Here is a 23,192-nt window from a genome sequence, read left to right on the forward strand (position 1 = left end):
ACGTCCACACTTGTCCAATCCTTTCCCTAATCCTTATTTTGCAGCTTCTTCGAGCGCGCGATTCAATTGGGCATCGTTCGCCTCATCTTGAATCTCCTCGAGCAAGCGTGACTCGAGCGCCGACGCCGTCGCTTCATTGACGATCCCGTCTTCCGACAAGTTGTTGTCGGCTTGGAAGGCACTGACGGCACGGCCCATCGTATCACCGAAATAGCCCGGCTGTCCGCCCGGCTCATAGCCGATGCCCGTCAACACGGTATGCAAGTTCGAGATCGCTTCCCCGTAGTCCCCGACTTTGAGCGTATCCGCGTCGGCGAGGATGCGGGTGACATTGAAGTAATCCGGTTGATCGACCTCGACGTCCGGTTCGATGCCTTTCTCGTTGATCCAGTTCCCGTCCGGTGTGAGCCATTTACTCGTCGTCAGCTTCAAGTTGCTGCCGTCCTCTAAATCGAACGCCGTCTGGACGACGCCTTTCCCGAACGTCTTGTTGCCGATGATCGTGGCCCCGGCACCTTCTTTGAGGGCTCCGGCCAGAATTTCAGACGCCGATGCCGACCCTTCGTCCGTCAAGACGAACAAGTCGTACGGCTTCGCTTCCCGGGCACGGCCGCTCTGCGACTCGCGGTCCCCGTCCGCATTCTCGATTTGGACGACCGGTTTGTTCGTCGGGACGAATCCTTCGGTCATCTCGATGACGGCAGGGAGCAATCCACCCGGATTGCCTCGTACGTCGATGATCAGGCTATCGATCCCTTCCGATTCAAGCGCCTCGAGCTGCTCTAAAAATTCGTCCGCCGTCGGCTCGGAGAATTGGGTCACCTCGATATAACCAACCTTTTTTCCGTCCTGTTCTTTCACTTCCGAGTAGACGGTCTCGATTGGAATCGTATCGCGTGTGATCTCGTAGTCGGCCTCTTGGCCGCCGCGCTGAATCGTCAGCGTAACGACCGTCCCTTTCTCGCCCCGGATGAGTTGAACCGCCTCTTCGACGGCCATCCCTTCAATCGATTCCCCGTCGACCGCTGTGATGACATCACCGGACCGAAGACCTGCCGCTTCGGCTGGTGCGCCTTTGATTGGAGCGACGATTAAGATGTCTTCTCCTTTCTTCTCCAAAGTCGCGCCGATTCCTTCAAAGCTCGACTCGATTGAGTCGGTGAACTGTGACGTCTCTTCGGCATCGAGGAAGTCCGAGTACGGGTCGTCGAGCGCTGCCGTCATCCCGTCGAGGGCACCGGTCAATAAATCCTCTTCCGAAATATCCTTCAATGAATGCGTCTCGATCAATTGCCGGACTTGGTCGACCTTGTCCCAGCCTTCTGCCTTCGGTTGAATCGGCAGCGCCGTATCCGTAAACGCCATCGTCGCGAGCCCTGCACCGGCCCCGGCGACGAACGTAGCGCCGGCTAGTAATCCTGCGGTTGTATTTTTCACGGGTGATTCCCTCTTTTCTCTTTGTCAGTCTTTCATTCAGTATAGCAAAAAGTTCAGAAAAACGGACGCGTTCCACAAATTTGGAACACGTCCGTCTCATCAGTAACCGATATAAGGACCCGGGTCGACCGCATTCGGTTGCCCTGGCGCCCATTGTCCGCGATGTAATTCGAAGTGGAGATGCGGTCCCGTCGACCAGCCCGTGTTGCCGAGCGTACCGACGGTCTGGCCAGCGGACACCGTTTGCCCAGACGAGACCGTGATCGAGTCGAGATGGGCATATACGGTCGTCCAGACGGCCCCACCGACGATGTGGGAGACGAAGACGACGTTGCCGTATCCTGTCGCCGGCGCCGCCTTGATGACGATGCCTGGTGCCGCCGCGACGATCGGGGTCCCGGTCGCATTGACGAGATCGATGCCGCGATGCGACTCCGCCACGCCTGTCAATGGGTTTTGGCGAGGACCGAACGGGCTCGACACGTAACCGGACACCGGACGGACGAACGAGGTCGCCGGCCCCGACACGTTCGTCGGGGCTTCCGCAGGCGGTGGGGGCGTCGGTGCTGGTGAGGCCGTGGCCTTCTCGTCCGACTGTCCTTTCGCTTCCGCTGCAGCTGCGGCTTTGGCCTCGGCCTGTGCTTTCGCCTCGGCTTCCGCCTTCGCCCGTGCTTCCGCTTCGGCTCGGGCCTGCGCTTCGGCCGCTTCTCGTTCCGCCGTGGCGATCGCTTCGAGCTGTCCGGCGATGATGCGGCTCTGTTCGTTCATGAGCGCCTGCTCTTCGGCACGGCTCATTTTTTCAAGTTCGAGCAGTTCGACCTGTTCGTTCAGCTCCGACAACAAGTCGCGCTTCTGTTCGGCGGCGACGTCGAGCGCTTGTTTCGTCACGACGAGCTCACGTTCTTTTTGTTTCAAGAATGACAGCTGCGTCCGTTGCCGTGCCTCGAGCGTTTCGAGCCGCTCGACTTCATTCATGTAGGTATGTATGAGGTCCCGGTCCTGCTCCGCGATCGTCTGCGCGGTCAACAGCCGCGTCACGAAGTCTCCGAACGAGCGGGACTCAAAGACGACTTGGAGATAGGACCGGTCCTCGTGTACTTGAAGCACACGAAGACGCTCACTAAGGAGCGCCTTCTGGCTTTCGAGGTACTGCCCATGGGCAGCGAGTTGATCACGGGTTTCCTCGAGCTCGGTGCGCGCCGCGTCCGCTTCTTCCTGCTGGACGGCGATCTGTTCACTTAATCCCTCGAGACGTTCATTGACGGCGCGAATCTCTGTCGCTACCGCGTCGCGTTCCGCCTCGGTGATGTCGAGCTCGGCGTCCGTCTCGTCTTGCGCTTTCTTGGACTCCTCCAATTGATTGGATAGACGATCTTGTCGTGCTTTCAGCGTGTCTTTCTCCGTCGCCATGACCGGCGAGGCAAGTAGCGTCAAACTTAATCCAAGCGCAAGCGAACGTTTCATCCGCCAACTCCTCCTCATATTTAAATTAGATTAGACTTTCAAGAACCGACCGAGTGATGTTGTCGAGCCCCAGATCCCGATGAAAGCACCGAGCGCCAAGAGGACGAGCGACACTTGTGTCGTCAGTACCGATGGATCAATCAATTTAAATATATCACTATTCAGTTGATCTAGCGATGGTTGTAAAGCACTATATGCGACGTCATAACCGAAGTAGATGACGGCGATCGGGATGAGCGCGCCGAGCACACCGAGGAGAAGTCCTTCGATGAAGAACGGCCAGCGAATGAAGCTGTTTTTCGCCCCGACGAGGCGCATGATCTCAATCTCGCGACGGCGTGAGAAGATCGTCATCTTGATCGTGTTCGAGATGAGGAACATCGCCATGAGTGTGAGACCGACGATCAACACGAGTCCACCGATGCGAATCCCGTTGAAGAAAGCGAACATCTTGTCGATATAGTCCTGTCCGTATGTGACCTTATCGACGTTGTCGAGTGATTGCACGGCGTCGGCGACCGTCTCCGTCTCGAGCGGGTCTGATGCCTTGACGATATAGCGGTCATGGAGCGGGTTGTCTTTCTCGACCGTTCCATAGGCGTTGGCGTCTTCCCCGAGCTGGTTACGGAAGTTCTCCAGTTCATCCTCTTTCGAGCTGAACGTGACCGATGCGACGCCTGGAATCTGCTCTATATTCTCGCCGAGCTTCTCGACGTTCGCTTCCTCCGCGGTCCGGGTGACGAATACTTGGATCTCGACGTCGTTCTCGACGTTCTCCGAGATCTCATTGACGTTGAACATGACGAGGGCGAACACCCCGACGAGTAACAAGGTGATGGTGACGGCACTGACAGCCGCAAACGTCATCCACCCGTTGCGAAGTGTTCCCTTGAACCCTTCGCGCAGATGACGGATTCCACTTTTAAATATCATAGCCATATGCTCCTTTCTCTTCATCGCGGACGACTTTTCCGTTCTCGATCGCGATGACGCGATGACGGATCTTGTCGACGATATCACGGTTGTGCGTCGCCATGACGATCGTGGCCCCGCGACGGTGAATCTCTTCAAATACTTCCATGATGCCCCAAGCCGTGTCCGGGTCTAAGTTACCGGTCGGCTCGTCGGCGATGATGAGCTTAGGCTTATTGACGATGGCACGGGCGATCGACACACGTTGCTGCTCCCCACCCGACAGTTCGTCCGGATAGTTGCGCGCCTTGTGCTTCAGGCCGACGAGGTTCAACACGTCCATGACCTGTTTGCGCATCGTGCCCGTGTCGGCTTGAACGACCTCGAGTGCGAACGCGACGTTCTCATATACCGTCAAAGACGGCAACAACTTGTAGTCTTGGAAGATGACGCCGAGTTGACGGCGCAGTTTTGGGACGTGGCGGTTTTTCAGTTTGCCGACGTCGATCCCGTCAATCATGAGCTGACCACTCGACGGTTTCTCCTCCCGATAAATCATTTTCATGAACGTCGATTTCCCGGCGCCGGATGGTCCGACGACGTATAAAAATTCGCCGTCTTCGATCTTCAAATCGAGGTCGTCGACTGCGACGACGCCGTTCGGATATACTTTGCTGACTTTTTGCATCGATATCATAACGTATTCCCCTACCCTTTTTATATATTTTCCATGCATCTATGACGAATTCTGAATTGGTTTCATCGAATTGATTCGTTAAGTGAATATTTTCGCCTAGCCTCTGTTCTACACGATAAGCACTCGTCCTGTCAAGGGACCCTGTTCGTGCCCACCTATCCAAAAAAGGCGACAGGCGATATTCTTCAAGCGCCTACAATTATAGCAATCGGACTTTTAAATAACCATTACAGGAATGTTTCAGTTGGATGGAGTTCGGTGTGAAATTGTCGAAATGAAGATGGGCTTCACGAGATCGACACAGACGGTGAAACGCACATTCAAAAAGGCACTCGCGTCCGCGAGTGCCTGAGTCAAACCACGAGTGTCTCCCGTGCCCTGATTATTTTTTCTCAGCGAGCCAAGCCGCGACCGCTGTGATTTCTTCGTCTCCCTCGATCACGTTCGCAGGCATGGCGCCTTTCCCGTTTTTGATAATTTCTTCGATTTCACTAGCCGACAGACGTGAACCGACGTCCGAAAGTTTCGGACCGCTCATGCCTTCTAAGTTCGCGCCGTGGCACGCCGCACAGTTTTGGGCGTAGACCGCTTCCGCGTCGACCGACGCCGTGTTCGCGCCGTCCCCGTTGCTCGTCGACTCTTCTTCATCGCCACCGCCGCACGCACCGAGCGTGAGCATGGCGCCAAGTCCGATCGCCATCATCCATTTCTTCATAATCAGGTTCCCCTCCTATGTCGTAGAAATAACCTACTTTTACCATTATAGCCGTTATGAACCGCTTTCTAACCTAACTCACGAAAAATACACAAAGATTCCACAACTTACGGCACGTTGATATAGCGTTTGTCCGACGTGAATCCTTGCCCCATCACCTCGTGCGCCTCGCTGAAGATGAGGAACGCATCGGGATCGATGCGGCGGATGATCTCTTTCAGACGACTCACCTCGTTTTGGCGGACGACGACGAGAAGCATTGGCCGTTCGAGACGCGAGTACGCCCCGATCGCTTGGATCTCCGTCGCGCCCCGGTCGAGCTCATCGAAGACGGCGCGCGTGATGACGTCCCGCTTCTCCGAGATGACGTATGCCATCTTGTCCTGCGTGAAGCCGAGCTGGACGAAGTCGATCATCTTGATCGTGATGAACAGCGCGATGAGTGCGTATAGTCCCGTCGTGAACGAGAACGTGACCGCAGCGACGAGGACGACCGCCCCATCGAGGATGGCGATACAGAGATAGAGCGGGATGTGGGTGAACTTATGTAGGATCTGCGCGAGCAAATCCATTCCCCCGGTCGATGCCCGTCCCCGGAAGATGAGCCCAAGACCGATCCCGACGCCGGCCCCGCCGAAGATGGCCGCGAGCAACGTGTCATTGACGGCCGCTCCCGCGTCGATCGCTTCATAAAACAAGATCACGCCCGGCAAAAAGATTGACCCGACGAGCGACTTGACGCCGAAGCCGAGCCCGAGGATCATCCAGCCGACGAGGAGGAGCAACACGTTCGACACGAGCTGGAACGCCCCTGGCGAGATGTTGAACAGCTCGTACGTGATGATCGAGATCCCGCTGACGCCGCCCGAGGCGAGGTTGTTCGGCAATAGAAACAAGCTGAACGCCGAGGCGACGAAGACAGACCCGGTCAGTAAATAAATGTAGTCTTTGACGATTTGCTTCATTAAAGGTTTTCTCCTCTACATACAACGTGGCCCAAAGACGTCAGTCCTTGAGCCACTTGCATCACATATTTGTCTTGCGGAGGTAAGCGTCGATAAAGCCCATGATGTCCCCATCCATGACGCCGCCCGTGTTCCCGACCTCATAGCTCGTGCGGTGGTCTTTGACCATTGCGTACGGGTGGAAGACGTACGAGCGGATTTGGCTGCCCCAGCCGATGTCTGTTTTCTCGCCGCGGATCTCATCGAGCTTGCGTTGCTGCTCGTCGAGTTCGCGTTGATACAGTTTCGCTTTGAGCATCTTCATCGCCGCTTCGCGGTTCTTGATTTGCGAACGTTCAGCCTGACACGAGACGACGACACCCGTCGGCACGTGCGTGATCCGGACGGCCGAATCGGTCGTGTTGATGTGCTGACCGCCGGCACCCGACGCGCGGTACGTGTCGATGCGGAGGTCTTCTGTCTTCACTTCGATCTCAATGTCGTCATTGAACTCCGGCATGACATCGCACGAGACGAACGATGTATGACGGCGGCCTGACGAGTCGAACGGCGAGATGCGGACCAATCGGTGAATCCCTTTCTCCGCTTTCAAATAGCCGTAGGCGTTATGCCCGACGATACGGAGCGTGACCGACTTGACGCCGGCCTCTTCGCCCGCAAGGTAGTCGACCGTCTCGACTTTCCAGCCTTGCTTGTCAGCGAAACGTTGATACATGCGCAGAAGCATCGACGCCCAGTCTTGCGACTCGGTACCGCCCGCCCCCGGGTGCAACTCGAGGATGGCGTTGTTGGCGTCATACGGTCCGTTCAAGAGGATCTCGAGTTCGAACGCGTCGAAGTCGGCTTTGAGCGCCGTCACCATTTCCGCGAGTTCTTCTTGCATCTCGGCGTCCGGCTCTTCTTTGATGAGTTCAAGCGTGACTTCGCCGTCCTCATGGCCGTCCGCAAGCTGTTGATACTTGTCGACCATCGCTTTGAGCGCGTTCGACTCGTCGATGACTTTTTGCGCCTTCTCTTGGCTGTCCCAGAAGTCCGGGTACGTCATCTCGTTCTCAAGCTCGGCGATGCGGGCCTGCTTCTCTGTCAGGTTGAGCGATTGGCGATAATTCTCGAGGCGTTTCGCCATCGCCTCGAGTTCGTTACGAATATCTGAAATTTCCATAGTGTAGGTCACCTTTCCGTAGGAAAGAGGCGAGCGGGCTCGCCTCTTTCAAAATTAAGCCTGTTGTTTGCCGTGGCAGTTTTTGAACTTCTTGCCTGAACCACACCAGCACGGGTCGTTGCGCCCGAGCCGTTGGTCTTCAGAGCGACGGACCGGCTTTTTCTTCACCGGCGTGTCGTCCTTGCCAGACACCGCCACTTCCTCCTCGACGACTTTCTCGCGTCGGAGGTTGTCGCCGACTTCGGCACGGAGCACGAAGCCGGTCACTTCTTCGGAGATGGCCACATTCATCGCATCGAACATGTTGATCCCTTCCGCCTGATACTCACGGAGCGGGTCATTCTGCCCGTAAGCGCGCAAGTGAATCCCTTGACGAAGCTGGTCCATATGGTCGATGTGCGCCATCCAGTGCGAATCGACGGCACGGAGAACGATGATCTTCTCGAACTCGTTGAAGCGTTCCGGTGGCGCGAGTTGGCGTTTCGCCTCATACTGCGCGTTCGTACGTTCAGCGAGGAGCTCGATGATTTCTTCGCGCTCTTTGCCGAAGAAGTCCTTGCCTTCGACCGGTTGCTCGAGGGCGAGCGTCTGGTTGGCCCAGTGCGCGAGTTCCTCGATGTTCCACTCTTCCGGCACGAGTTCGAGCGGCGTATATTGCGCCACGCCCGTCTCGACCGTCTCTTGAATCATCGAACGGACGATGTCCGTGACCGATTCGTTCTCGAGGATGCTGGCCCGGTCTTTGTACATGACTTTCCGTTGGTCGGCCATGACGTTATCGTAGCCGAGGAGCTGTTTCCGTGCGTCGTAGTTGTTGCCTTCGACACGTTTTTGGGCCGACTCGACCGCTTTCGAGACCATGCGGCTCTCGATCGGTTGCGTGTCGTCCATGCCGAGGCGCTCCATCATGCTCTGGAGGCTGTCGGTACCGAAGCGGCGCATAAGCTCGTCTTCGAGTGACAAGTAGAACTGGGATTTACCCGGGTCCCCTTGTCGTCCGGCCCGTCCACGGAGCTGGTTGTCGATCCGGCGCGATTCGTGGCGCTCGGTCCCGACGATGTATAATCCGCCGAGCTCGATGACGCCTTCGCCGAGCTTGATGTCGGTACCGCGTCCGGCCATGTTCGTCGCGATCGTGACCGAACCTTTTTGTCCGGCGTTCTCGACGATTTCGGCCTCACGGGCGTGGTTCTTCGCGTTCAACACTTCGTGTTTGACCTTCTTCTTCGAGAGGAGCTTGCTCAAATACTCCGACGTCTCGACGGCGACCGTCCCGACGAGGACCGGTTGTCCCGTCGCGTGGGCTGCCATGATTTCGTCGACGACGGCTTTGAACTTGCCTTCCATCGATTTGAAGATGAGGTCCGAACGGTCTTCCCGAAGGATCGGTTTGTTCGTCGGGATCGTCACGACCTGCATATTGTAGATGTTACGGAACTCTTCTTCCTCCGTCTTCGCCGTCCCGGTCATCCCGGCCAGCTTCTCATACATACGGAAGTAGTTCTGGTACGTGATCGTCGCGAGCGTCATCGATTCGCGTTGAATCTCGACGCCTTCTTTCGCCTCGATCGCCTGGTGCAACCCTTCCGAGTAGCGGCGTCCGTCCATGACCCGACCCGTGAACTGGTCGATGATCATGACTTGGCCGTCGCGGACCATATAGTCGACGTCATGATGCATGACGGCGTTGGCACGAAGGGCGAGTCCGACGTGGTGGTTGACCGAGACGTGCTCGATCGCGAACAAGTTGTCGATGCCGAAGAACTTCTCGGCGAGGTCGACCCCTTTGTCCGTCAAGAGGACCGATTTCGTCTTCACGTCGACCGTGTAGTCGTCCTCGATCTTGAGCGTCCGCACGAACGCGTCGGCCCGTGTATAGAGTTCTGTCGATTTTTGAGCCGATCCCGAGATGATGAGCGGGGTCCGCGCCTCATCGACGAGAATCGAGTCGACTTCATCGACGATCGTGAAGTAGAGCTCGCGTTGGACACGGTCTTCTTTATAAAGGACCATGTTGTCACGCAAATAATCGAAACCGAGCTCGTTGTTCGTCGAGTACGTGATGTCACAGTTGTATGCCGCCTGCTTCTCGACGCGGTCCATGTTCGACACGTTGAGGCCGACCGAGAGACCGAGCGCGAAGTAGAGCGGTTCCATGAGTTCTTTGTCACGGCGGGCCAAGTATTCGTTGACCGTCACGACGTGGACGCCGCGTCCCGTGAGCGCGTTCAAGTACACCGGGAGGGTCGCGACGAGCGTCTTCCCTTCCCCGGTCTTCATCTCGGCGATGTCGCCGTTATGGAGCACGTAGCCCCCGATGAGCTGGACACGGTAGTGGCGCATGCCGAGCACGCGCTCGGACGCCTCGCGGCAGACCGCGAACGCTTCTGGCAAAATATCGTCAAGCGTCTCGCCCTTGTCCAAACGCTCCCGGAACTCAACCGACTTCGCCTGAAGTGCTTCGTCAGACAATGCCTTGATCGGTTCGGCGAACGACTCGACGAGGTCGGCCGCTTTTTCTGCTTTTTTCAATACTCGTTTCTGTGGAGCAAATAAATCTTTCAAAAAGTTCGCCATACGCTTTATCTCCTCTGCATTCACTGAAAAAATGCATGTTTTTTCCCTAATGTACAGTTTAACCGAAGTGACCCTTGCTTTCAAGGAAAGGCAAAAGGAAACGGCCCTCCGAGTCGGAGGGCCGTGTGGTTTCAAGGTTGAATTATTCAGGTTCGATCAAGCCGTATTTGCCGTCTTTACGACGGTAGACGACGTTCGTGTTGCCCGTCTCTGCGTCTGAGAAGACGAAGAAGCTGTGACCGAGCATGTCCATCTGAAGAATCGCTTCTTCCGTGTCCATCGGTTTGAGCGTGAAACGCTTCGTCCGCACGAGTTCGAGTTCTGCCTCGTCCTCGTCATAGACGACCACGTCTTCGGGACCTTCGAGTGATTTGAAGTACTCGCCGATACCGCCATCTTTGGCACGCGATTTACGGTTGAGTTTCGTTTTGTGTTTACGGATTTGACGTTCCAATTTGTCGACGACGAGGTCGATTGCCGCGTACATGTCGAGGTTGGTCTCCTCAGCACGGAGCAACAAGTTCGGCATCGGGATCGTCACTTCCACTTTTTGTTTCTCATTGTACACTTTCAAGTTGACGTAAGCCGTCTGTGCATCCGTAGGAGTTGTGAAATACCGAGTCAATTTGTCCAGCTTTTTCTCGACATAGTCTTGGATGGCTGGTGTGACTTCAATGTTTTCGCCGCGAATGTTATAAATCATCTGAACTCCTCCTTAAAATAACCGCTTGACCCAATGATTCGTCAGATTGGACCGAATCTCCTGCTTCATTTCTTAAATCTTAAAAAGAAAGTGGAACCAGGTGGCTCATTTATAGTATACCCCGAATCCGAATCGTTTGAAAACGTTATCATCATAAAATAATGACAATTTTGTTCCGACAGGTCCGTCTTCTAGATGAATCGGTAGTATAGAAACAAACTACCCGTTCTGTCCGTTCTTAAACGCGATTTTGATTGGGAAGGACATTATGTGAGAAAAACAAAAAAGTCGGCCCCGTTAGGAGCCGACTCGTGGTTCGAAATTATAATTTTGTAACGTTAGCCGCTTGTGGGCCACGCTCGCCATCAACGATTTCAAACTCTACCTCTTGACCTTCGTCAAGTGATTTGTAGCCGTCAGTTTGGATTGCTGAGAAGTGTACGAATACGTCTTTGCCGCCTTCTACTTCGATGAATCCAAAACCTTTTTCTGAGTTAAACCATTTTACTTTACCTACCATGTGTAAATCCATTCCTTTCACCATTGAAGAATACAGAGGCTTTCCCTCTATCGGTAATCTTACCACCTTCTTGCAGGCGTGACAAACACTTTCTCAAATTTTTGCAAACGAATTCGCGTTTGGCTTACATTGGAATTATATTTCCCTACTTTTCATATCGTCTTATTGAATTTACATATTTTGTGATATATCATGGAAGGGATGATTTAGGTTTGTGTTCCATCTGTTATGGCCGAGCCTGAAAATCCAATACGAAAAGGACGGTGCAGCTGTATGCGCCCCTACCATTCCGAGGAGAAATACCGTATCACGAAACGGACGGTGGCGATTTTGCCATGTCGAGACATGACGATGCAATCGCGGATCATTCTCGAGGACGGATCTGAGATCATGACGCCGCTCCGGCCCTACCAGCTGTTGCAGCTCTCGTGCCGCCAGTACAGCAGTTCGATCGAGGAACGCATCTTCGTTGCCAAGCGCGTCGCCGGTGTCAAAGGCAAAGTGCCTGTCGTCATCGAACCGACGTCCGGGCTCGTCTTCTTCCCGACGAAGTCCCCGAAGCGCCCTGATTGCGAATGGTACGCCTGGTCCCACATCCGTGACATCTCGAGTGACTCGCTAGAGCCGAACGGCTCGGTCGTCACCCAGGACGGTCACCGGATTCAAACGAATGCGACCGCGTACGTCCTCCGCAACCAGCTGAAAGCGACGGGCGAACTCGTCGCCCGGTTTCAACAATTGAACCAGAACGCCTTGCTCGAATCCTGACCCTTCCGTCGTCCGACGGGAGGTTTTTTTCTGTCGGTTTCGCTTCACTTTTTGAAAAAGAGGTCGATATATTGGTCGAGGTGACAACTATGCAAATCCAATCCCCTTTGACCGCGGCCGTCGCGGTCACGGCCGGTATCCAAACGAACCGGGTCTATAAGACCGAACTCGTCAAACAGACCGGACCCGACTCCGGCATCGTTAAAATCAACGGCGAGCACGTCGAGGTCACGTTCGAAGGCGGGCTCCCAAAGACGAATCCGTTCCAATTGACGCTCGCCGAACAAGACGGCCAGCTAATCGGGACGATCGTCGTCAAGCCTGAGCCGGAGACGCCGGACACTTCGAGCGGCCAACCGGTGAAACTCGATACAAAAATCCAAGCGTTGCTCGCGTCGCTACCGCCCGAGGTGCGGAGCGCCGTCAGCCGTTTGCTCCAATCGGGACGGTTGCCGATGAACGAGGACACGGTGCGTCTGCTCGAAACCGTCTTTAAAGGTGACCTGCGCGATGCGGTCCTTTGGCTAAAGACAATCGAGGCGCCCACGCTCCCGCGTGACGTCGCCCGCGACATCGCCGTCGCGTCATTAGATGAAGCGAGACAACTGGTGACTCGTCCGGCACCCGACGCCCCCTACCCTCAGAAAGAACGTTTCATCGAGCACGTCAACTTGTCGCGTCCCGTCAGCGAACGTTTGACGCCGACACCGGAGACGGTCGACCGACTCATCAACGAATTACCCGAGCCACGCCCGACGCGAATCGAGCCGCGCGAGGCGTTACCGCCCGTTCTCGGCCGACCGGTGCTCGTCAAAGAAGTGACGACACATCTCGCGACCGTGACGAACACGTTCCAAAACGAGCAAGTGACGGTGACGAAACAGCTCGGCCAAGTCGCCGCCCTCGTCGAGACGAACCCGCATCAGGCGCGCCCCGCGCTCGAGACGGTGTCGACCCGGCTGACGCAACTCATCCAAAAGACGGACGCCCTGCTACATACGAGCGCGACCCAAGAGAAGGCGCTCGTCGCGATGACGGCGAAGCTCGACGTCGCCCTCGGGTTGCTGTCGACGAAACCGGCCGAGAGTGCCGCGCTCATCAAAGAAGTGCGCGCCAGCTTGAACGAGTTCCGCTACGTGCCGAACCATGTCCGGCTCGAATACATCCCGCACCAGGCGACCCGCGCCGGCGAACTGCCGCGCGTCACACCGTTCAAGGTCGACCCGAACCTATCCGGCCGCGTCATCCAAGAGACGGCGCAGCGCGTTCAGGCCTCGACGCTGTCGCTAAAGACCGATGCGGCGACACCTGAAGCGCAGCGGCTCGCCTCGTTCTTCCAAGTCCAACAGACGTTGAACCGGCTCGACGGTGGACAGCTCCAGCAGCTCATCCTCGCCTTGCCGGCGAAAGTCCAAGAGATCGACACCGGTATCCACGTCCATATCCAAAACCGGGAGGCCGGGGACGTCGTCGACTGGGAGAACAGCGTGCTCTATATCCGGCTCGAGACGCCGCGGCTCGGCGAGATTGGCGTCAAGCTCGAAGCGATTGACCGGAATCTCCGGCTCACGCTTGAACACGATGACCCGACCGTCGAGGCACTCGCGCGTCCCCTGCTCGGCAAGATCGAGACGACGCTCGAGGCGATCGGCTACAAGAGCGTGACGACCCAGTTCCGCCCGCTTACGAAGTCCGACCGACCGGAGACCGAGCGTCCGACACTCGAGACGACCGGCTATGATTTCCGCATCTAGGAGGCTGTTATGTATCAACGCATGGATTTGACGAAACGCAAGACGGCCGCCGTCGTCCGCTATGACGAGACGATTGACCGTGCCCCGGTCATCGTCGCCCGCGGGACTGGTGCCGTCGCCGATAAAATCTTAGATGAGGCGAGAGCGCGCGGCGTCGCCATCGAGCATGACCATTCGCTCCTTGGCCACCTGCTCGACCTCGACCTCGGGGACGCGATCCCGCCCCAACTGTATGACGTCATGGCCGAAGTGCTATTACTGATCGAAGAACTCGACACCATCAAAGGAGACCCATCATGAACCCGAACCGATTATACGAAATGAGCCCGGAAGAGCTGACGCAAGCGATGCTCCACGCGCTCGTCTATCACTATGAACAAGCTAGGACGGCGACGATCGCCGAACGCAACCGTCATTTACGTCAAGCCCGCGAGCTGCTCGCGAAGCTCCATCAAGGACTCCACGACGGAGGCGGCATCATCTCGGCCCAACTCGACGAGCTTTACCTCTATATGGCGAAATCGAGCCTCGAGGCGTTGATTGAACAAGACATGGACAAAATCGAGGAGCTCCACGGTCTCGCGACCGAGCTCGACCAGACATGGGGCGAGGCGATCGAGAATGCCCGTCTGAAACCCGTACCGGCAGGAGGAAACCGCTATGAAAATTACCAATAACGTCCAGGCACTGAAAGCCTACTCGTCGCTCACGGTCAACCAGGCGACGATGAAAAAGACGATGGACCGACTCTCGAGCGGTGTCCGCATCAACAAGGCGTCCGACGATGCGGCCGGGCTCGCCATCTCCGAGAAGATGCGCATCCGCCTCGACTCGTTGTCGATGGCCGAGCGCAACACGCTCGACGGGATCTCGCTCACCCAGACGCTCGAAGGTGGGATGAGCGAGACGCACGCCCTCCTGCAACGGATGCGCGAACTGTCGGTCCAAGCGTCGAACGGGACGCTCAGCGGTGATGACGCGAAGGCGATTCAAGACGAGATTGCGGCGCTCACGGCTGAAGTGACCCGGATCGCCGAGACGACCGAGTTCAACTCGAAGAAGATCATGAACGGTGACTTTATCGCCGGCAATGAGACGCTCTTCTTCCAACTCGGGGCCGGCAGCGGTGAAGGCGTCGTCTTGAACGTCGACGACATGCGTGCTGACGCACTCGGGATTGACGGCTTGGATGTGACGACACAAGGTGGCGCCAATGACGCCATCGCCAAGTTCGACGCCGCCATCCAAAAGGTCTCGCTCGAACGCTCGAAGCTCGGTGCCATCCAGAACCGTTTGGAAGCGAACGTAAGCGTCGTCACGATCGGGTCCGAGAACTTGACGGCGTCCGAGTCACGCATCCGCGACGCCGACATGGCGCGCGAGATGATGGACTTCGCCCGTCTCAACATTTTGAACCAGTCCGGCATGGCGATGATCGCCCAGTCGAACGCGTTGCCGCAAGGCGTGCTACAATTGTTGAACTAACTTAAGGAAGGACGGATCCTATGGACATTCGTCGCATCATGGAGACACAGTCGCTTCACGGCGCCGGTAAGGCGAAACGCCCCGAGGCTGAGCCTGGCGTCTCGTTCCAGAACGTCATCGGTCAAAAACGGGAGGACCGCGAGCACGAGCGCTTCCAACGCCAAATCGCGGCCATTCACGAGAAAGGCGAACTCCTCGCCGAAAGCCAGACGGTCGAGTCGCTCGCCGAATATAAACAGCTCATCAAAGACTTTATGAAGGACGCCGTTGACGCGGCACTCCGCCTCGAGGACAAACGCGGCTTCAACCGCCGTGGCCGCGCCAAGATTTATAAGATCGTCGAACAGGTCGACCAGAAGCTGCTCGCGCTGACGGACCAGGTCATCTCGGGCGAGACGTCACGTCTCTCGCTCCTCGATCAAGTCGGTGAGATTCGCGGCCTGCTCGTCAACGTATACGTGTGAGGTGAAGTAATGGCAGAACATATCTTTTCGAAAAAAGTGAAATGTCCGTATTGTTTGAAACAGAGCGAGACGCCGCGCGTGCTGTCACGCCACATCCGGCCGCAGGACGTCGCGAAGGACGGATATACGACGTACGACGGCCCGAACCCATACTTTTATGAGCCGACCGTCTGCAGTCACTGTCACCTCGTCTTTCACGACTCGTTCGACAAGGTGAGAAAGACGCATCGTGAGGCGCTCGAGACGGGCTACTTCGACCGCGTCAACGCCGAGGCGCTCAACGGTGACCGTTCGGCGGAGCACGTCATCCGGCTGTACAAGTTCGCCGTCGTGACGGCCCAACTGAGCGGGCAGAAACCGTCCGTCGTCGCCATGCTCGGCATGCGGCTCGTCTGGATGTATCGCCTGACGGGGAATGAGGCGTCCGAGAAGGAATGGATGAAACGGACGCTCGACAAATACAACGAGGTACAAGAGGCGTACACGGACCAAGTCCGGACCGGCCTCCCGTACGACCAGCTCATGCTGCGGATCGCCGACTTGTCGGCCGCGCTCGGTCTGTATGAGGACGCGAGGCGTTGGTACGGCATCTTGCTCGGTAGCAAGGAAGTGTCGGAGCGGATCCGCACACAAGCCCGGTCGCATTGGGAAGACTTTAGAATCGAACACGCGTAAAAGGGAGAGCCGCGTCTCTCCCTTTTCGCATACAAAAAAACCGCGCTCATCCACTCACGGACAAACGCTCACGTCCGGAATGCGGTATGCTTAGTAGGAATCCAAAGGAGGTCATTCCATGTTTGAAGCACGTTATATCGAAACGGTACGCTCGATTTTCCAGGAACAGAAACAGCTCGCCGAGGACGCGTTGAAGCAAGTGAACGATGAGGACATGCATCGCGTGCTCGCGAAGGACACGCTCTCGCTCACGGTCATCGTGCAACATATCTCGAACAACATGAAGTCACGCTGGACCGATTTTCTGACGACGGACGGCGAGAAGCCGGACCGGAACCGTGACGCCGAGTTCGAGGACCAACAACAGTCCCGCGCTGAACTCATGGCGACATGGGATGAACGTTGGCAGCTGTTGGATGACGTCTTGGTGAGCCTCACGCCGGAAGATCTCGGGAAGACCGTCTTCATCCGCGGCCAAGAGAAGACCGTCATCTGGGCGATTGAGAAGCAAGTGTCGCACTATAGCTATCACGTCGGACAGATCGTTTTTCTCGCGAAAGTTTTCGCCGGTGAGAATTGGAACGTGTTGACGATTCCGTTGCCGCATCAGCGGAAATAACAGAACGCGCATCGCGGAGATGCGCGTTCTATTATTTTGTGACATCGATTGTATATTCGTATCGCTCCTCGGCAATCGGACGATATTGATCATCATAAGGTCCTTCAACGACGAATCGGACTTCTGTCAGTTCTTCCGGCATCGATTCGACATGGAACAGTACCCCTCCTTCTTTTTTCACTTTCCCTAAAAACTCTCCGCCTACATCCTCTGAAATGACGATGTCAGCATTAACCTGTTCGCCTGTGTTTGTCACAAGCCTGGCTTGGTTCGGATGAAAGCTGACCGTCTCATCACTCGTGTTCTCAACGATGACATTGAACGAGACGATGGTCACTTCTTTTTGATCATCGAACATGAATCGATAATCAGAAGCGACTTCTAGACGCAGCGTTTGCACCTTATCGATTTGAAAGATGATTGGCCCAATCGTTTCTTCAATCCCAAGATTCCGGTTCTTCATGTAAATTTGACTACGGCCAATCTCATCTTCCTGTACTTCAAACTCTTCCTCTTGCACTGTTTCTGTTTCTTCCGGTTTTTCTTGGCTGTCTGTCGACGGAACGCTTTCACTTTGACTGGTAGGTCGGTAGTAGTCGATGAGGACTCCGTGTCTCCACATCCGACTAACATGAGCAAGGGAATGGCTAAGATGAATCCGTACGACTTCAATCCAATCCTCTCCTTTACCTCAAGACTTTTCCAACTTATATAAATCTTATTCCCCATTTTTAGAAGGGAATTCGAGTGAAACGTAAAATTTTTTAGGTATTAGTCAGGACACAAAACGACCGCACCAGTTCCCTGGCGCGGCCATTGTTTATTTTTCGACATTGATTGTATATTCGTAACGGGACTCTCCGATTGACTGATAGTCCGCGTCCGAAGGTCCATCAATTACGACTTTCACGTCCGCCAACTCTTCTGGCATCGCTTTGACGAAGAACAGGACGTTCCCTTCCTTCTTCACTTTGCCTAGGAACTCCCCGCCAACGTCATCCGAGAACCACAGATCGGCTGTCACTTGTTCCCCTGTGTTCGTCACGAGCGTCGCTTGATCCGGATAAAAATTGACCGTCTCATCAATCGTGTTCTCAACAATCATGTTCATCGCGACGACCGTCACTTCTTCTTGTCCGTCAAACGAGTCGCGGTAAGCTTCGTTGACCGTGAGCCGTGACGTCTGGACTTTATCGATGGCGAAGTTGACGGAGCCAATCGTCTCTTTGATGTCGAGCGCTTTGTTCTTCATGTAGATGTGGTTCGAGCCGAGCTCGCTCTCCTGTACTTCATCTTCTGTTGTTGATTCTGGAGCTGGTTCCTCCGTTTTCTCTGCTTCGACGACTTCCTCTGTGTCGGTCGCCGCCGTCTTCAGTTCATCGGCTTCCCCGCATCCGACAAGTAGCGTCAGTGGTAAAGCTAGCAACAATCCAAATCGTTTCATGTTCATCTTAACTCTCTCCTTTTTCGTGTGAGTGGTGGTTGATAAGATGAGCATACTGGATTGGCTAGTCTGACCGAGGTAAGAAAACGTATAAGGTTACGACCCTGAATAAATAAAAGCCAAGGTCGTTGAAATGACCTTGACTTCGGCTATATTATCCTCTTGATTTGAGCTCTTCTTCCTCGTACGGATCGGGACCGTCTTCGATTGGCGCATCGTCTTCGACATACGCCTCAAGTTTCGGGTCACGTTCTACATATTCATCGTACGCCCCTTCTGGACCGTAGACGAAGTAACGACGGTCTTTCGTTGACTCAGGTTTCACTTTTTTCTCACTCATCTCGTTTCCCTCCCCTTTCCAGAAAAGAAGCAACGGTTACAGTGGTATTTACCCGGTTTTTTACCGGTTTAAGTGGTATTTGTTCGATTGTAAACGAAAACAGACGATATTGCACCATTACTTCGAAATTGAAACTTTTTATAAGTTGAGTCGTAGATAAGGACAACAAATGAGTGAAGGGACGATTTAGATGACTTTATTGAAACGAGGATTGGTTCGCGGTGTGAAGTGGTGTTTGATATTCGGGTTGCTTGCGATGTACCAATGGTGGACCGGAAACATGGATGGTGTACATAGTATGGTCGTGTATGGTGGGATGGCGTTCTTCCTTGGTCTGACAAGTGTCATCTATGAAGTTCGACAGTGGTCGTTCCGAAAACAGATTCTGATACATTGGGCCACGATGCATGTGACGATTCTGCCGCTCATCATATTCAGTGGCTTTCTCCCGGTGACATCACTGCAAGACGCTCTACTCACGTATTTAAAATTCAATGTAAGTGGTCTGATTTTGTTTACCTTGTCCAGAATCCTGTTGAAAATACGACGACAAGTCAAAGCTTCATAAACGAAAACAGCTCGAAGGCGCGCCTTCGAGCTGTTTTATGTCTGTTGATCAAACAATCCTGAGAAGTTCGAATCAACGTCTTCATATGGGTCGACGTATGACTTGACCGTCTTCCGTTCTTGTCGAGCCGTCCCGAGTGTCATCCCAAGTCGTTGATGCTCGGCCTCGATTAAGCGTGCAATCTGTTGACTGTCATCGACGAGCTGACGAATCACAGTCTGATCGGCGTCTTTCAAGTCCGGTCCATGCGCCGCGAGCAGTTGCTCACGATCGTCAAGCAACTCATGGATTTGGTCCATCCAGGTGTCGTATGTCGGCTCTTCCGGCACTTTCGCCAGCAAATCCTTTAGTCGTTGCGTTTTGAAGATAATCTCATCGATGGGTCTCATGCTTGCTTCGCGAGTTTCATCGCTTCCTTCCACGTGTCGCGGAGCTCCGTCGTAAAGTCGAGTACTTCGTCGAGGATCGTCGTGTCATTCTTGACGTTCGCATCGACGAGACGACGCCACATGTACTCATAGAGCGAGTCCAAGTTTGCCGAGATTTCGATGTTTTTATTGAGCGTCAAGCGCATCTCTTGAAAGATGGCTTGTGTCTTCTGGATATTCGTGTTCTTCAAATCTGGATTTCCTTGCTCGATGGCAAGTTTGGCGAGGCGCATGAACTTGAGCGCCCCGTCATACAGCATGAGCGTCAATTCCTGTGGGTTCGCGGTCGTGACCGCATTATTTTGATATGCTGCATATGGATTGGCTACCATTTAAATTCCTCCTCTTACATCCCGCCGCCTAAGAACTGTTGCAATGAGGCGGCTTGCGAGTTCGCCTGGTTCATCGCCGTTTCCATCGCTGCAAAGCGACGGTAGTAGGCGTTTTCTTTATTTATAAGTAAGTCATTCAAGCGCTGAATACGAGTATCTATCGCAGTCATCTCACGCCCCATTGAATACGTCGGGGCACCGGCACCGTCCACGCCAGCAATTCGAGTGATTGACGTACGAGAAGAAATAGCTGTATCACGTATTTGAGGTAACAATCCTGTATTTTCGTTTGTAAAAATTTCGTATACTTGTTCCGGATCTTTGTCGATAGCGGCTCTTAGTTTTTCCTCGTCTAACTCAATCTTTCCGCCATTCGTGAAATCAGCACCGGTCGCTAAACCGATTTGAAACAATTGCTGCATTGCATCGTCGTTTGTTGAAGCAGATGTACTCGACCATTTGCCACGCATCGTATCCATCGCGCTGCGAACAATCGTATCACCACGAAGCATACCGCTCATTGCCTTCTCTTCCCACTTCTTGATTTCATCTTCAGACAACTCATCTCGTTGCGCTTGCGTGAGCGGTGCGAATGAACGGAAACGGTCTTCTTTGATTTTCTTGTTCATCAAATCAATCGTCTCGTTATACTTATCGACAAATCCTTTGATGTTATCAAATACTTTTTGAGTGTCAGTTGCGGCAGATAATGTGACAGGCGCCGGATTACTTGCTTCCTTGAACTCTGCTTTCAAGGTGATCGTCATATTATCAAACGTAACGGTATTCGAAGAACGTGTTACTTCAATACCGTTAATTTTAAATTTAGCGTCCACACCAGTCGGAGCACTACTTAAGCCTAGAGCGGTCCGTGACTCCGCATCAAAATCGATGGTCGCGGACTGTCCCGTCTCTTTCGTCGAAATCGAGATTTTACCTGTAGACGGCTCAAAGAATGCCGATAGGCCTGTGTCTTTCCCATTCAATTGACTGATTAAATCTTGCACGGTCGCATCAGCTGCAAGCTCGATTTTTTGATGTGACCCTGTCGCAGACGACTTAAATCCTAGTTCATATCCTGTACCGCTCGTGTACTCCGCAACGACACCTTTCGGAATGACACCTTCAGGATATTTCGTCAGTTCATTGGCTGTCAATTTCCCCGTTACCGCATCGTAAGTAAAGTCGGCATTGATTAACGTGTTATCGTCTTTGTCTTTTAAGACGACGGTAGAAAAATCAAGACCCTTCGCCAACAGCATCTCTTTGTCGTCAGCATCTTGATGAACCCGTTTTTGTCCGGCAACCAGCCCTTTAAGATCAGAAATTTTAGTCGAAGCGGTGATTGGCAAATCAGTCTTTGTTAGTGGTTCAACTACCGTTGAAGCCGCCGTCGCCAAATTCTCGACTGATTCAATTTTAATAGCCGTATTCCCGCTCGATGGTCCAGCAACTACGGAGACACGCGACTCATCAGAAGAACTAGATGTCTTCGCATAGAAATTTCGGCTGAACATGAGATCTACTGCGCTGTTACGAAGGGTCATAAGCGAGCGATTGATTTCACGGTAAGCGTCTCGTTTCCATTCAGTCGTTTGTTTCTTTTGTTCAAGCTTGTCGACCGGTACTCGTTCCACTTGCATCAACTGCTTAATAATTGTATCGGTATCAATCCCACTGGCGAGTCCGCCGAATCGGATAGGTGTTGTCATGATGGACCTCCTTTATACACGTTCATCGAAGAGCTGATTGAATTCCATAAACGCCGCGAAAAAGTCGAGGGACTTCTTGCTTGGGATTTCACGAATGACTTCGTTGTTCGTGTCCACAATTTGAATATAATAGTCGTTCAATTTTTCATGTTTCATAAACTTAAGACCAGTACGTTGTTGTTCTAACACACGGTTTGCCTTCTCGACGGCAGCCTCTAACTTTGTCACGTGTTGAGGCGTCGGGAGAATAACGATACCTTCGTCAGCGAGTGCTTTTTGATTCGCTTCGACGAACACGTTTTTCGTTTGTTCATACGGCAAAACAGAAGAAGGTAAGTGAAGCCGGACTTCAGAAATGGTCGGGTTCATAATGTTCTACTCCTCATTTACTAATTGTTCTCGTTTACTATATCGACATGTTACCTCTTAGTTTGTAGCAGTTTATTGAATTCTAACTTAGATCTCTAAAATGAAAAATTTTCTATGACCGGATTCTAATCATTTAGATGAATCAGCGAATATGAATATTCCGACGTCACACTTTAATGTTTCGGGTCTTTTAAGATAATCGGGAATATATTCTGTGATGATCTTTAAAATGAGGAGATGAGAGATAATGGATTGGGGAGGACTGACAGACGAGCAAGTTGCAATCTTACTAGCGAGTATTTTAGGAGATGGAGAGATTACGAAATGTTATCCGTACGATCGCCGTATTAACAACAGTTATCGCGAACATTTTAGTATGGGGCAATTAAGTTATCGGCAATGGAAACAGACCAAACTTCCAGACTTACTTTACTTACGCGGCGACAATCTAGTATCACGTTCAATTCCTCTCATGACGAAATTGTTCCCGCTTTTCTATCCAAACAACAAAAAGCACATACCATTCGAACTACTCGATGGCGTGCATCATCCAGCATTTTTACTTACTCTTTATCTTGATGATGGTTCACTTCTACTCAGCAAACGATTTAATCATCGAAAAAAAGAGATCCAATTCACGCCGCATATCGCCTTGTATTTACAGGCCTTCTCCAAAGAACAGTTAGAACAGTTGGCCCTATTTTTATTTGAACGCTTCGATGTCATTGTCAGAACTTCAGGTACACCGAGCGGAACGGGATACTATCTGAAAACGACTAAAGTGACAGATACGTTTCAAATACTCGACCTCTTGCACCCTTATCTTTTTGAATTGCCAGCCTTCGCATATAAGCTAGATTGGAAAACACGTCTCGCCTCCGAAATCGAGCACTACAAATCAATATATCCTGACTATAGGGTGAGAGTGTCTGTTCCCGCCCGCCCTTATTCAGATGATGAAATTGCTTCATTAATTAAATGGAAACACCAAGGGGTTACCGATTTAGAGATTGCATATCGATTAAATCGAACGTATTGGTCAGTCGTTTATAAATGGCGAGACGTGAAAAACCGTGAAGCAT

At 53.3% G+C, this 23,192-nt stretch carries 27 protein-coding genes; 10 read left to right on the top strand and 17 right to left on the bottom strand.

Annotated features, from left to right (window positions below; translation table 11 throughout):
* Positions 1-33: 33 nt before the first annotated feature.
* The 10 genes from KNP78_RS02230 to cspD form a co-directional block, all read right to left on the bottom strand.
* On the bottom strand, positions 34-1,437 hold the full coding sequence (locus tag KNP78_RS02230) for a S41 family peptidase (RefSeq protein ID WP_214823212.1): 1,404 nt from the start codon (positions 1,435-1,437) through the stop codon (positions 34-36).
* Between the two features lie 99 nt (positions 1,438-1,536).
* A complete protein-coding gene (locus KNP78_RS02235) occupies positions 1,537-2,901 on the bottom strand; it encodes a murein hydrolase activator EnvC family protein (RefSeq protein ID WP_214792820.1) in 1,365 nt (454 codons plus the stop codon).
* A gap of 30 nt (positions 2,902-2,931) precedes the next feature.
* Positions 2,932-3,834 carry a permease-like cell division protein FtsX gene (gene ftsX / locus KNP78_RS02240; RefSeq protein WP_214792817.1) on the bottom strand — a complete coding sequence of 301 codons (903 nt, stop codon included), beginning with the start codon at positions 3,832-3,834 and terminating at the stop codon, positions 2,932-2,934.
* A complete protein-coding gene (ftsE, locus tag KNP78_RS02245) occupies positions 3,824-4,510 on the bottom strand; it encodes a cell division ATP-binding protein FtsE (RefSeq protein ID WP_214707244.1) in 687 nt (228 codons plus the stop codon). The genes ftsX and ftsE overlap by 11 nt, the downstream gene beginning before the upstream one ends.
* Before the next feature lie 382 nt (positions 4,511-4,892).
* Entirely contained in the window at positions 4,893-5,225 is a 333-nt protein-coding gene (gene cccB, locus KNP78_RS02250; protein ID WP_214707242.1) for a cytochrome c551, read from the bottom strand.
* Between the two features lie 107 nt (positions 5,226-5,332).
* Positions 5,333-6,190 (bottom strand): YitT family protein, encoded by an 858-nt coding sequence (locus KNP78_RS02255; RefSeq protein WP_021065415.1) that lies wholly within the window; start codon positions 6,188-6,190, stop codon positions 5,333-5,335.
* Between the two features lie 61 nt (positions 6,191-6,251).
* On the bottom strand, positions 6,252-7,352 hold the full coding sequence (gene prfB, locus KNP78_RS02260; protein ID WP_034778563.1) for a peptide chain release factor 2: 1,101 nt from the start codon (positions 7,350-7,352) through the stop codon (positions 6,252-6,254).
* Between the two features lie 54 nt (positions 7,353-7,406).
* Complete coding sequence (gene secA, locus KNP78_RS02265) at positions 7,407-9,929, bottom strand: preprotein translocase subunit SecA (protein ID WP_214823213.1); 2,523 nt, start codon at positions 9,927-9,929, stop codon at positions 7,407-7,409.
* 142 nt (positions 9,930-10,071) lie between these two features.
* The gene (gene hpf / locus KNP78_RS02270; RefSeq protein WP_021065412.1) at positions 10,072-10,632 is read right to left on the bottom strand and encodes a ribosome hibernation-promoting factor, HPF/YfiA family; all 561 of its coding nucleotides are present in this window, start codon (positions 10,630-10,632) and stop codon (positions 10,072-10,074) included.
* 322 nt (positions 10,633-10,954) lie between these two features.
* Complete coding sequence (gene cspD, locus KNP78_RS02275; RefSeq protein WP_021065411.1) at positions 10,955-11,152, bottom strand: cold-shock protein CspD; 198 nt, start codon at positions 11,150-11,152, stop codon at positions 10,955-10,957.
* A gap of 273 nt (positions 11,153-11,425) precedes the next feature.
* On the opposite strand from cspD, the gene KNP78_RS02280 reads away from it, so the two are divergent.
* From KNP78_RS02280 to KNP78_RS02315, 8 genes are all read left to right on the top strand, one after another.
* Positions 11,426-11,920, top strand: coding sequence for a competence protein ComK (locus KNP78_RS02280; protein ID WP_138859057.1), 495 nt, complete (start codon positions 11,426-11,428; stop codon positions 11,918-11,920).
* Between the two features lie 89 nt (positions 11,921-12,009).
* Entirely contained in the window at positions 12,010-13,674 is a 1,665-nt protein-coding gene (locus tag KNP78_RS02285; protein WP_251128407.1) for a hypothetical protein, read from the top strand.
* A gap of 9 nt (positions 13,675-13,683) precedes the next feature.
* Positions 13,684-13,974, top strand: a complete 291-nt coding sequence (locus KNP78_RS02290; protein WP_021065408.1) for an EscU/YscU/HrcU family type III secretion system export apparatus switch protein — start codon at positions 13,684-13,686, stop codon at positions 13,972-13,974.
* On the top strand, positions 13,971-14,351 hold the full coding sequence (locus tag KNP78_RS02295) for a flagellar export chaperone FliS (RefSeq protein ID WP_214760512.1): 381 nt from the start codon (positions 13,971-13,973) through the stop codon (positions 14,349-14,351). The genes KNP78_RS02290 and KNP78_RS02295 overlap by 4 nt, the downstream gene beginning before the upstream one ends.
* Positions 14,335-15,159, top strand: a complete 825-nt coding sequence (locus KNP78_RS02300) for a flagellin N-terminal helical domain-containing protein (RefSeq protein ID WP_214823214.1) — start codon at positions 14,335-14,337, stop codon at positions 15,157-15,159. The genes KNP78_RS02295 and KNP78_RS02300 overlap by 17 nt, the downstream gene beginning before the upstream one ends.
* 20 nt (positions 15,160-15,179) lie before the next feature.
* Positions 15,180-15,623, top strand: coding sequence for a YaaR family protein (locus KNP78_RS02305; protein ID WP_214823215.1), 444 nt, complete (start codon positions 15,180-15,182; stop codon positions 15,621-15,623).
* A gap of 9 nt (positions 15,624-15,632) precedes the next feature.
* Positions 15,633-16,298: a DUF2225 domain-containing protein gene (locus KNP78_RS02310; protein ID WP_214823216.1), complete on the top strand. Its 666-nt coding sequence runs from the start codon at positions 15,633-15,635 to the stop codon at positions 16,296-16,298.
* Positions 16,299-16,416: 118 nt separating this feature from the next.
* Positions 16,417-16,917, top strand: a complete 501-nt coding sequence (locus tag KNP78_RS02315; RefSeq protein WP_214823217.1) for a DUF1572 family protein — start codon at positions 16,417-16,419, stop codon at positions 16,915-16,917.
* A 31-nt stretch (positions 16,918-16,948) separates the two neighbouring features.
* Here the strand turns inward: KNP78_RS02315 and KNP78_RS02320 are convergent, their stop codons facing one another.
* The 3 genes from KNP78_RS02320 to KNP78_RS02330 form a co-directional block, all read right to left on the bottom strand.
* The gene (locus tag KNP78_RS02320; protein WP_251128408.1) at positions 16,949-17,539 is read right to left on the bottom strand and encodes a DUF4352 domain-containing protein; all 591 of its coding nucleotides are present in this window, start codon (positions 17,537-17,539) and stop codon (positions 16,949-16,951) included.
* Positions 17,540-17,737: 198 nt separating this feature from the next.
* Positions 17,738-18,367 carry a DUF4352 domain-containing protein gene (locus tag KNP78_RS02325; RefSeq protein WP_214823218.1) on the bottom strand — a complete coding sequence of 210 codons (630 nt, stop codon included), beginning with the start codon at positions 18,365-18,367 and terminating at the stop codon, positions 17,738-17,740.
* Between the two features lie 148 nt (positions 18,368-18,515).
* Positions 18,516-18,701, bottom strand: a complete 186-nt coding sequence (locus KNP78_RS02330; protein ID WP_214823219.1) for a hypothetical protein — start codon at positions 18,699-18,701, stop codon at positions 18,516-18,518.
* A 190-nt stretch (positions 18,702-18,891) separates the two neighbouring features.
* On the opposite strand from KNP78_RS02330, the gene KNP78_RS02335 reads away from it, so the two are divergent.
* Complete coding sequence (locus tag KNP78_RS02335) at positions 18,892-19,269, top strand: DUF3021 family protein (protein WP_214823220.1); 378 nt, start codon at positions 18,892-18,894, stop codon at positions 19,267-19,269.
* Between the two features lie 35 nt (positions 19,270-19,304).
* Here KNP78_RS02335 and KNP78_RS02340 read toward each other — a convergent pair whose 3' ends face one another.
* Genes KNP78_RS02340 through KNP78_RS02355 form a run of 4 tightly spaced genes read right to left on the bottom strand, consistent with a single transcriptional unit; the run spans position 19,305 to position 22,110 of the window.
* A complete protein-coding gene (locus KNP78_RS02340; RefSeq protein ID WP_029595022.1) occupies positions 19,305-19,658 on the bottom strand; it encodes a flagellar protein FliT in 354 nt (117 codons plus the stop codon).
* A complete protein-coding gene (gene fliS, locus KNP78_RS02345) occupies positions 19,655-20,029 on the bottom strand; it encodes a flagellar export chaperone FliS (protein WP_214823221.1) in 375 nt (124 codons plus the stop codon). The genes KNP78_RS02340 and fliS overlap by 4 nt, the downstream gene beginning before the upstream one ends.
* A 14-nt stretch (positions 20,030-20,043) precedes the next feature.
* Entirely contained in the window at positions 20,044-21,741 is a 1,698-nt protein-coding gene (gene fliD, locus KNP78_RS02350) for a flagellar filament capping protein FliD (RefSeq protein ID WP_214823222.1), read from the bottom strand.
* Positions 21,742-21,753: 12 nt separating this feature from the next.
* Positions 21,754-22,110 (bottom strand): flagellar protein FlaG, encoded by a 357-nt coding sequence (locus KNP78_RS02355; protein ID WP_214823223.1) that lies wholly within the window; start codon positions 22,108-22,110, stop codon positions 21,754-21,756.
* Between the two features lie 247 nt (positions 22,111-22,357).
* Here KNP78_RS02355 and KNP78_RS02360 point away from each other — a divergent pair.
* Positions 22,358-23,192, top strand: an 835-nt coding sequence (locus KNP78_RS02360; RefSeq protein ID WP_251128409.1) for an endonuclease, incomplete at its 3' end; no start/stop codon positions are given.

The sequence above is a fragment of the Exiguobacterium sp. s28 genome, assembly GCF_018618135.1.
Taxonomy (GTDB): domain Bacteria; phylum Bacillota; class Bacilli; order Exiguobacteriales; family Exiguobacteriaceae; genus Exiguobacterium; species Exiguobacterium mexicanum_A.

Excerpts from the sequence above, each read along its gene's own strand:
- KNP78_RS02235 (WP_214792820.1), bottom strand. The coding sequence starts at position 2,901 with ATGAAACGTTCGCTTGCGCTTGGATTAAGTTTGACGCTACTTGCCTCG.
- ftsX (WP_214792817.1), bottom strand. The coding sequence starts at position 3,834 with ATGATATTTAAAAGTGGAATCCGTCATCTGCGCGAAGGGTTCAAGGGA.
- ftsE (WP_214707244.1), bottom strand. The coding sequence starts at position 4,510 with ATGATATCGATGCAAAAAGTCAGCAAAGTATATCCGAACGGCGTCGTC.
- cccB (WP_214707242.1), bottom strand. The coding sequence starts at position 5,225 with ATGAAGAAATGGATGATGGCGATCGGACTTGGCGCCATGCTCACGCTC.
- KNP78_RS02255 (WP_021065415.1), bottom strand. The coding sequence starts at position 6,190 with ATGAAGCAAATCGTCAAAGACTACATTTATTTACTGACCGGGTCTGTC.
- prfB (WP_034778563.1), bottom strand. The coding sequence starts at position 7,352 with ATGGAAATTTCAGATATTCGTAACGAACTCGAGGCGATGGCGAAACGC.
- secA (WP_214823213.1), bottom strand. The coding sequence starts at position 9,929 with ATGGCGAACTTTTTGAAAGATTTATTTGCTCCACAGAAACGAGTATTG.
- hpf (WP_021065412.1), bottom strand. The coding sequence starts at position 10,632 with ATGATTTATAACATTCGCGGCGAAAACATTGAAGTCACACCAGCCATC.
- cspD (WP_021065411.1), bottom strand. The coding sequence starts at position 11,152 with ATGGTAGGTAAAGTAAAATGGTTTAACTCAGAAAAAGGTTTTGGATTC.
- KNP78_RS02280 (WP_138859057.1), top strand. The coding sequence starts at position 11,426 with ATGCGCCCCTACCATTCCGAGGAGAAATACCGTATCACGAAACGGACG.
- KNP78_RS02285 (WP_251128407.1), top strand. The coding sequence starts at position 12,010 with ATGCAAATCCAATCCCCTTTGACCGCGGCCGTCGCGGTCACGGCCGGT.
- KNP78_RS02290 (WP_021065408.1), top strand. The coding sequence starts at position 13,684 with ATGTATCAACGCATGGATTTGACGAAACGCAAGACGGCCGCCGTCGTC.
- KNP78_RS02295 (WP_214760512.1), top strand. The coding sequence starts at position 13,971 with ATGAACCCGAACCGATTATACGAAATGAGCCCGGAAGAGCTGACGCAA.
- KNP78_RS02300 (WP_214823214.1), top strand. The coding sequence starts at position 14,335 with ATGAAAATTACCAATAACGTCCAGGCACTGAAAGCCTACTCGTCGCTC.
- KNP78_RS02305 (WP_214823215.1), top strand. The coding sequence starts at position 15,180 with ATGGACATTCGTCGCATCATGGAGACACAGTCGCTTCACGGCGCCGGT.
- KNP78_RS02310 (WP_214823216.1), top strand. The coding sequence starts at position 15,633 with ATGGCAGAACATATCTTTTCGAAAAAAGTGAAATGTCCGTATTGTTTG.
- KNP78_RS02315 (WP_214823217.1), top strand. The coding sequence starts at position 16,417 with ATGTTTGAAGCACGTTATATCGAAACGGTACGCTCGATTTTCCAGGAA.
- KNP78_RS02320 (WP_251128408.1), bottom strand. The coding sequence starts at position 17,539 with ATGTGGAGACACGGAGTCCTCATCGACTACTACCGACCTACCAGTCAA.
- KNP78_RS02325 (WP_214823218.1), bottom strand. The coding sequence starts at position 18,367 with ATGAACATGAAACGATTTGGATTGTTGCTAGCTTTACCACTGACGCTA.
- KNP78_RS02330 (WP_214823219.1), bottom strand. The coding sequence starts at position 18,701 with ATGAGTGAGAAAAAAGTGAAACCTGAGTCAACGAAAGACCGTCGTTAC.
- KNP78_RS02335 (WP_214823220.1), top strand. The coding sequence starts at position 18,892 with ATGACTTTATTGAAACGAGGATTGGTTCGCGGTGTGAAGTGGTGTTTG.
- KNP78_RS02340 (WP_029595022.1), bottom strand. The coding sequence starts at position 19,658 with ATGAGACCCATCGATGAGATTATCTTCAAAACGCAACGACTAAAGGAT.
- fliS (WP_214823221.1), bottom strand. The coding sequence starts at position 20,029 with ATGGTAGCCAATCCATATGCAGCATATCAAAATAATGCGGTCACGACC.
- fliD (WP_214823222.1), bottom strand. The coding sequence starts at position 21,741 with ATGACAACACCTATCCGATTCGGCGGACTCGCCAGTGGGATTGATACC.
- KNP78_RS02355 (WP_214823223.1), bottom strand. The coding sequence starts at position 22,110 with ATGAACCCGACCATTTCTGAAGTCCGGCTTCACTTACCTTCTTCTGTT.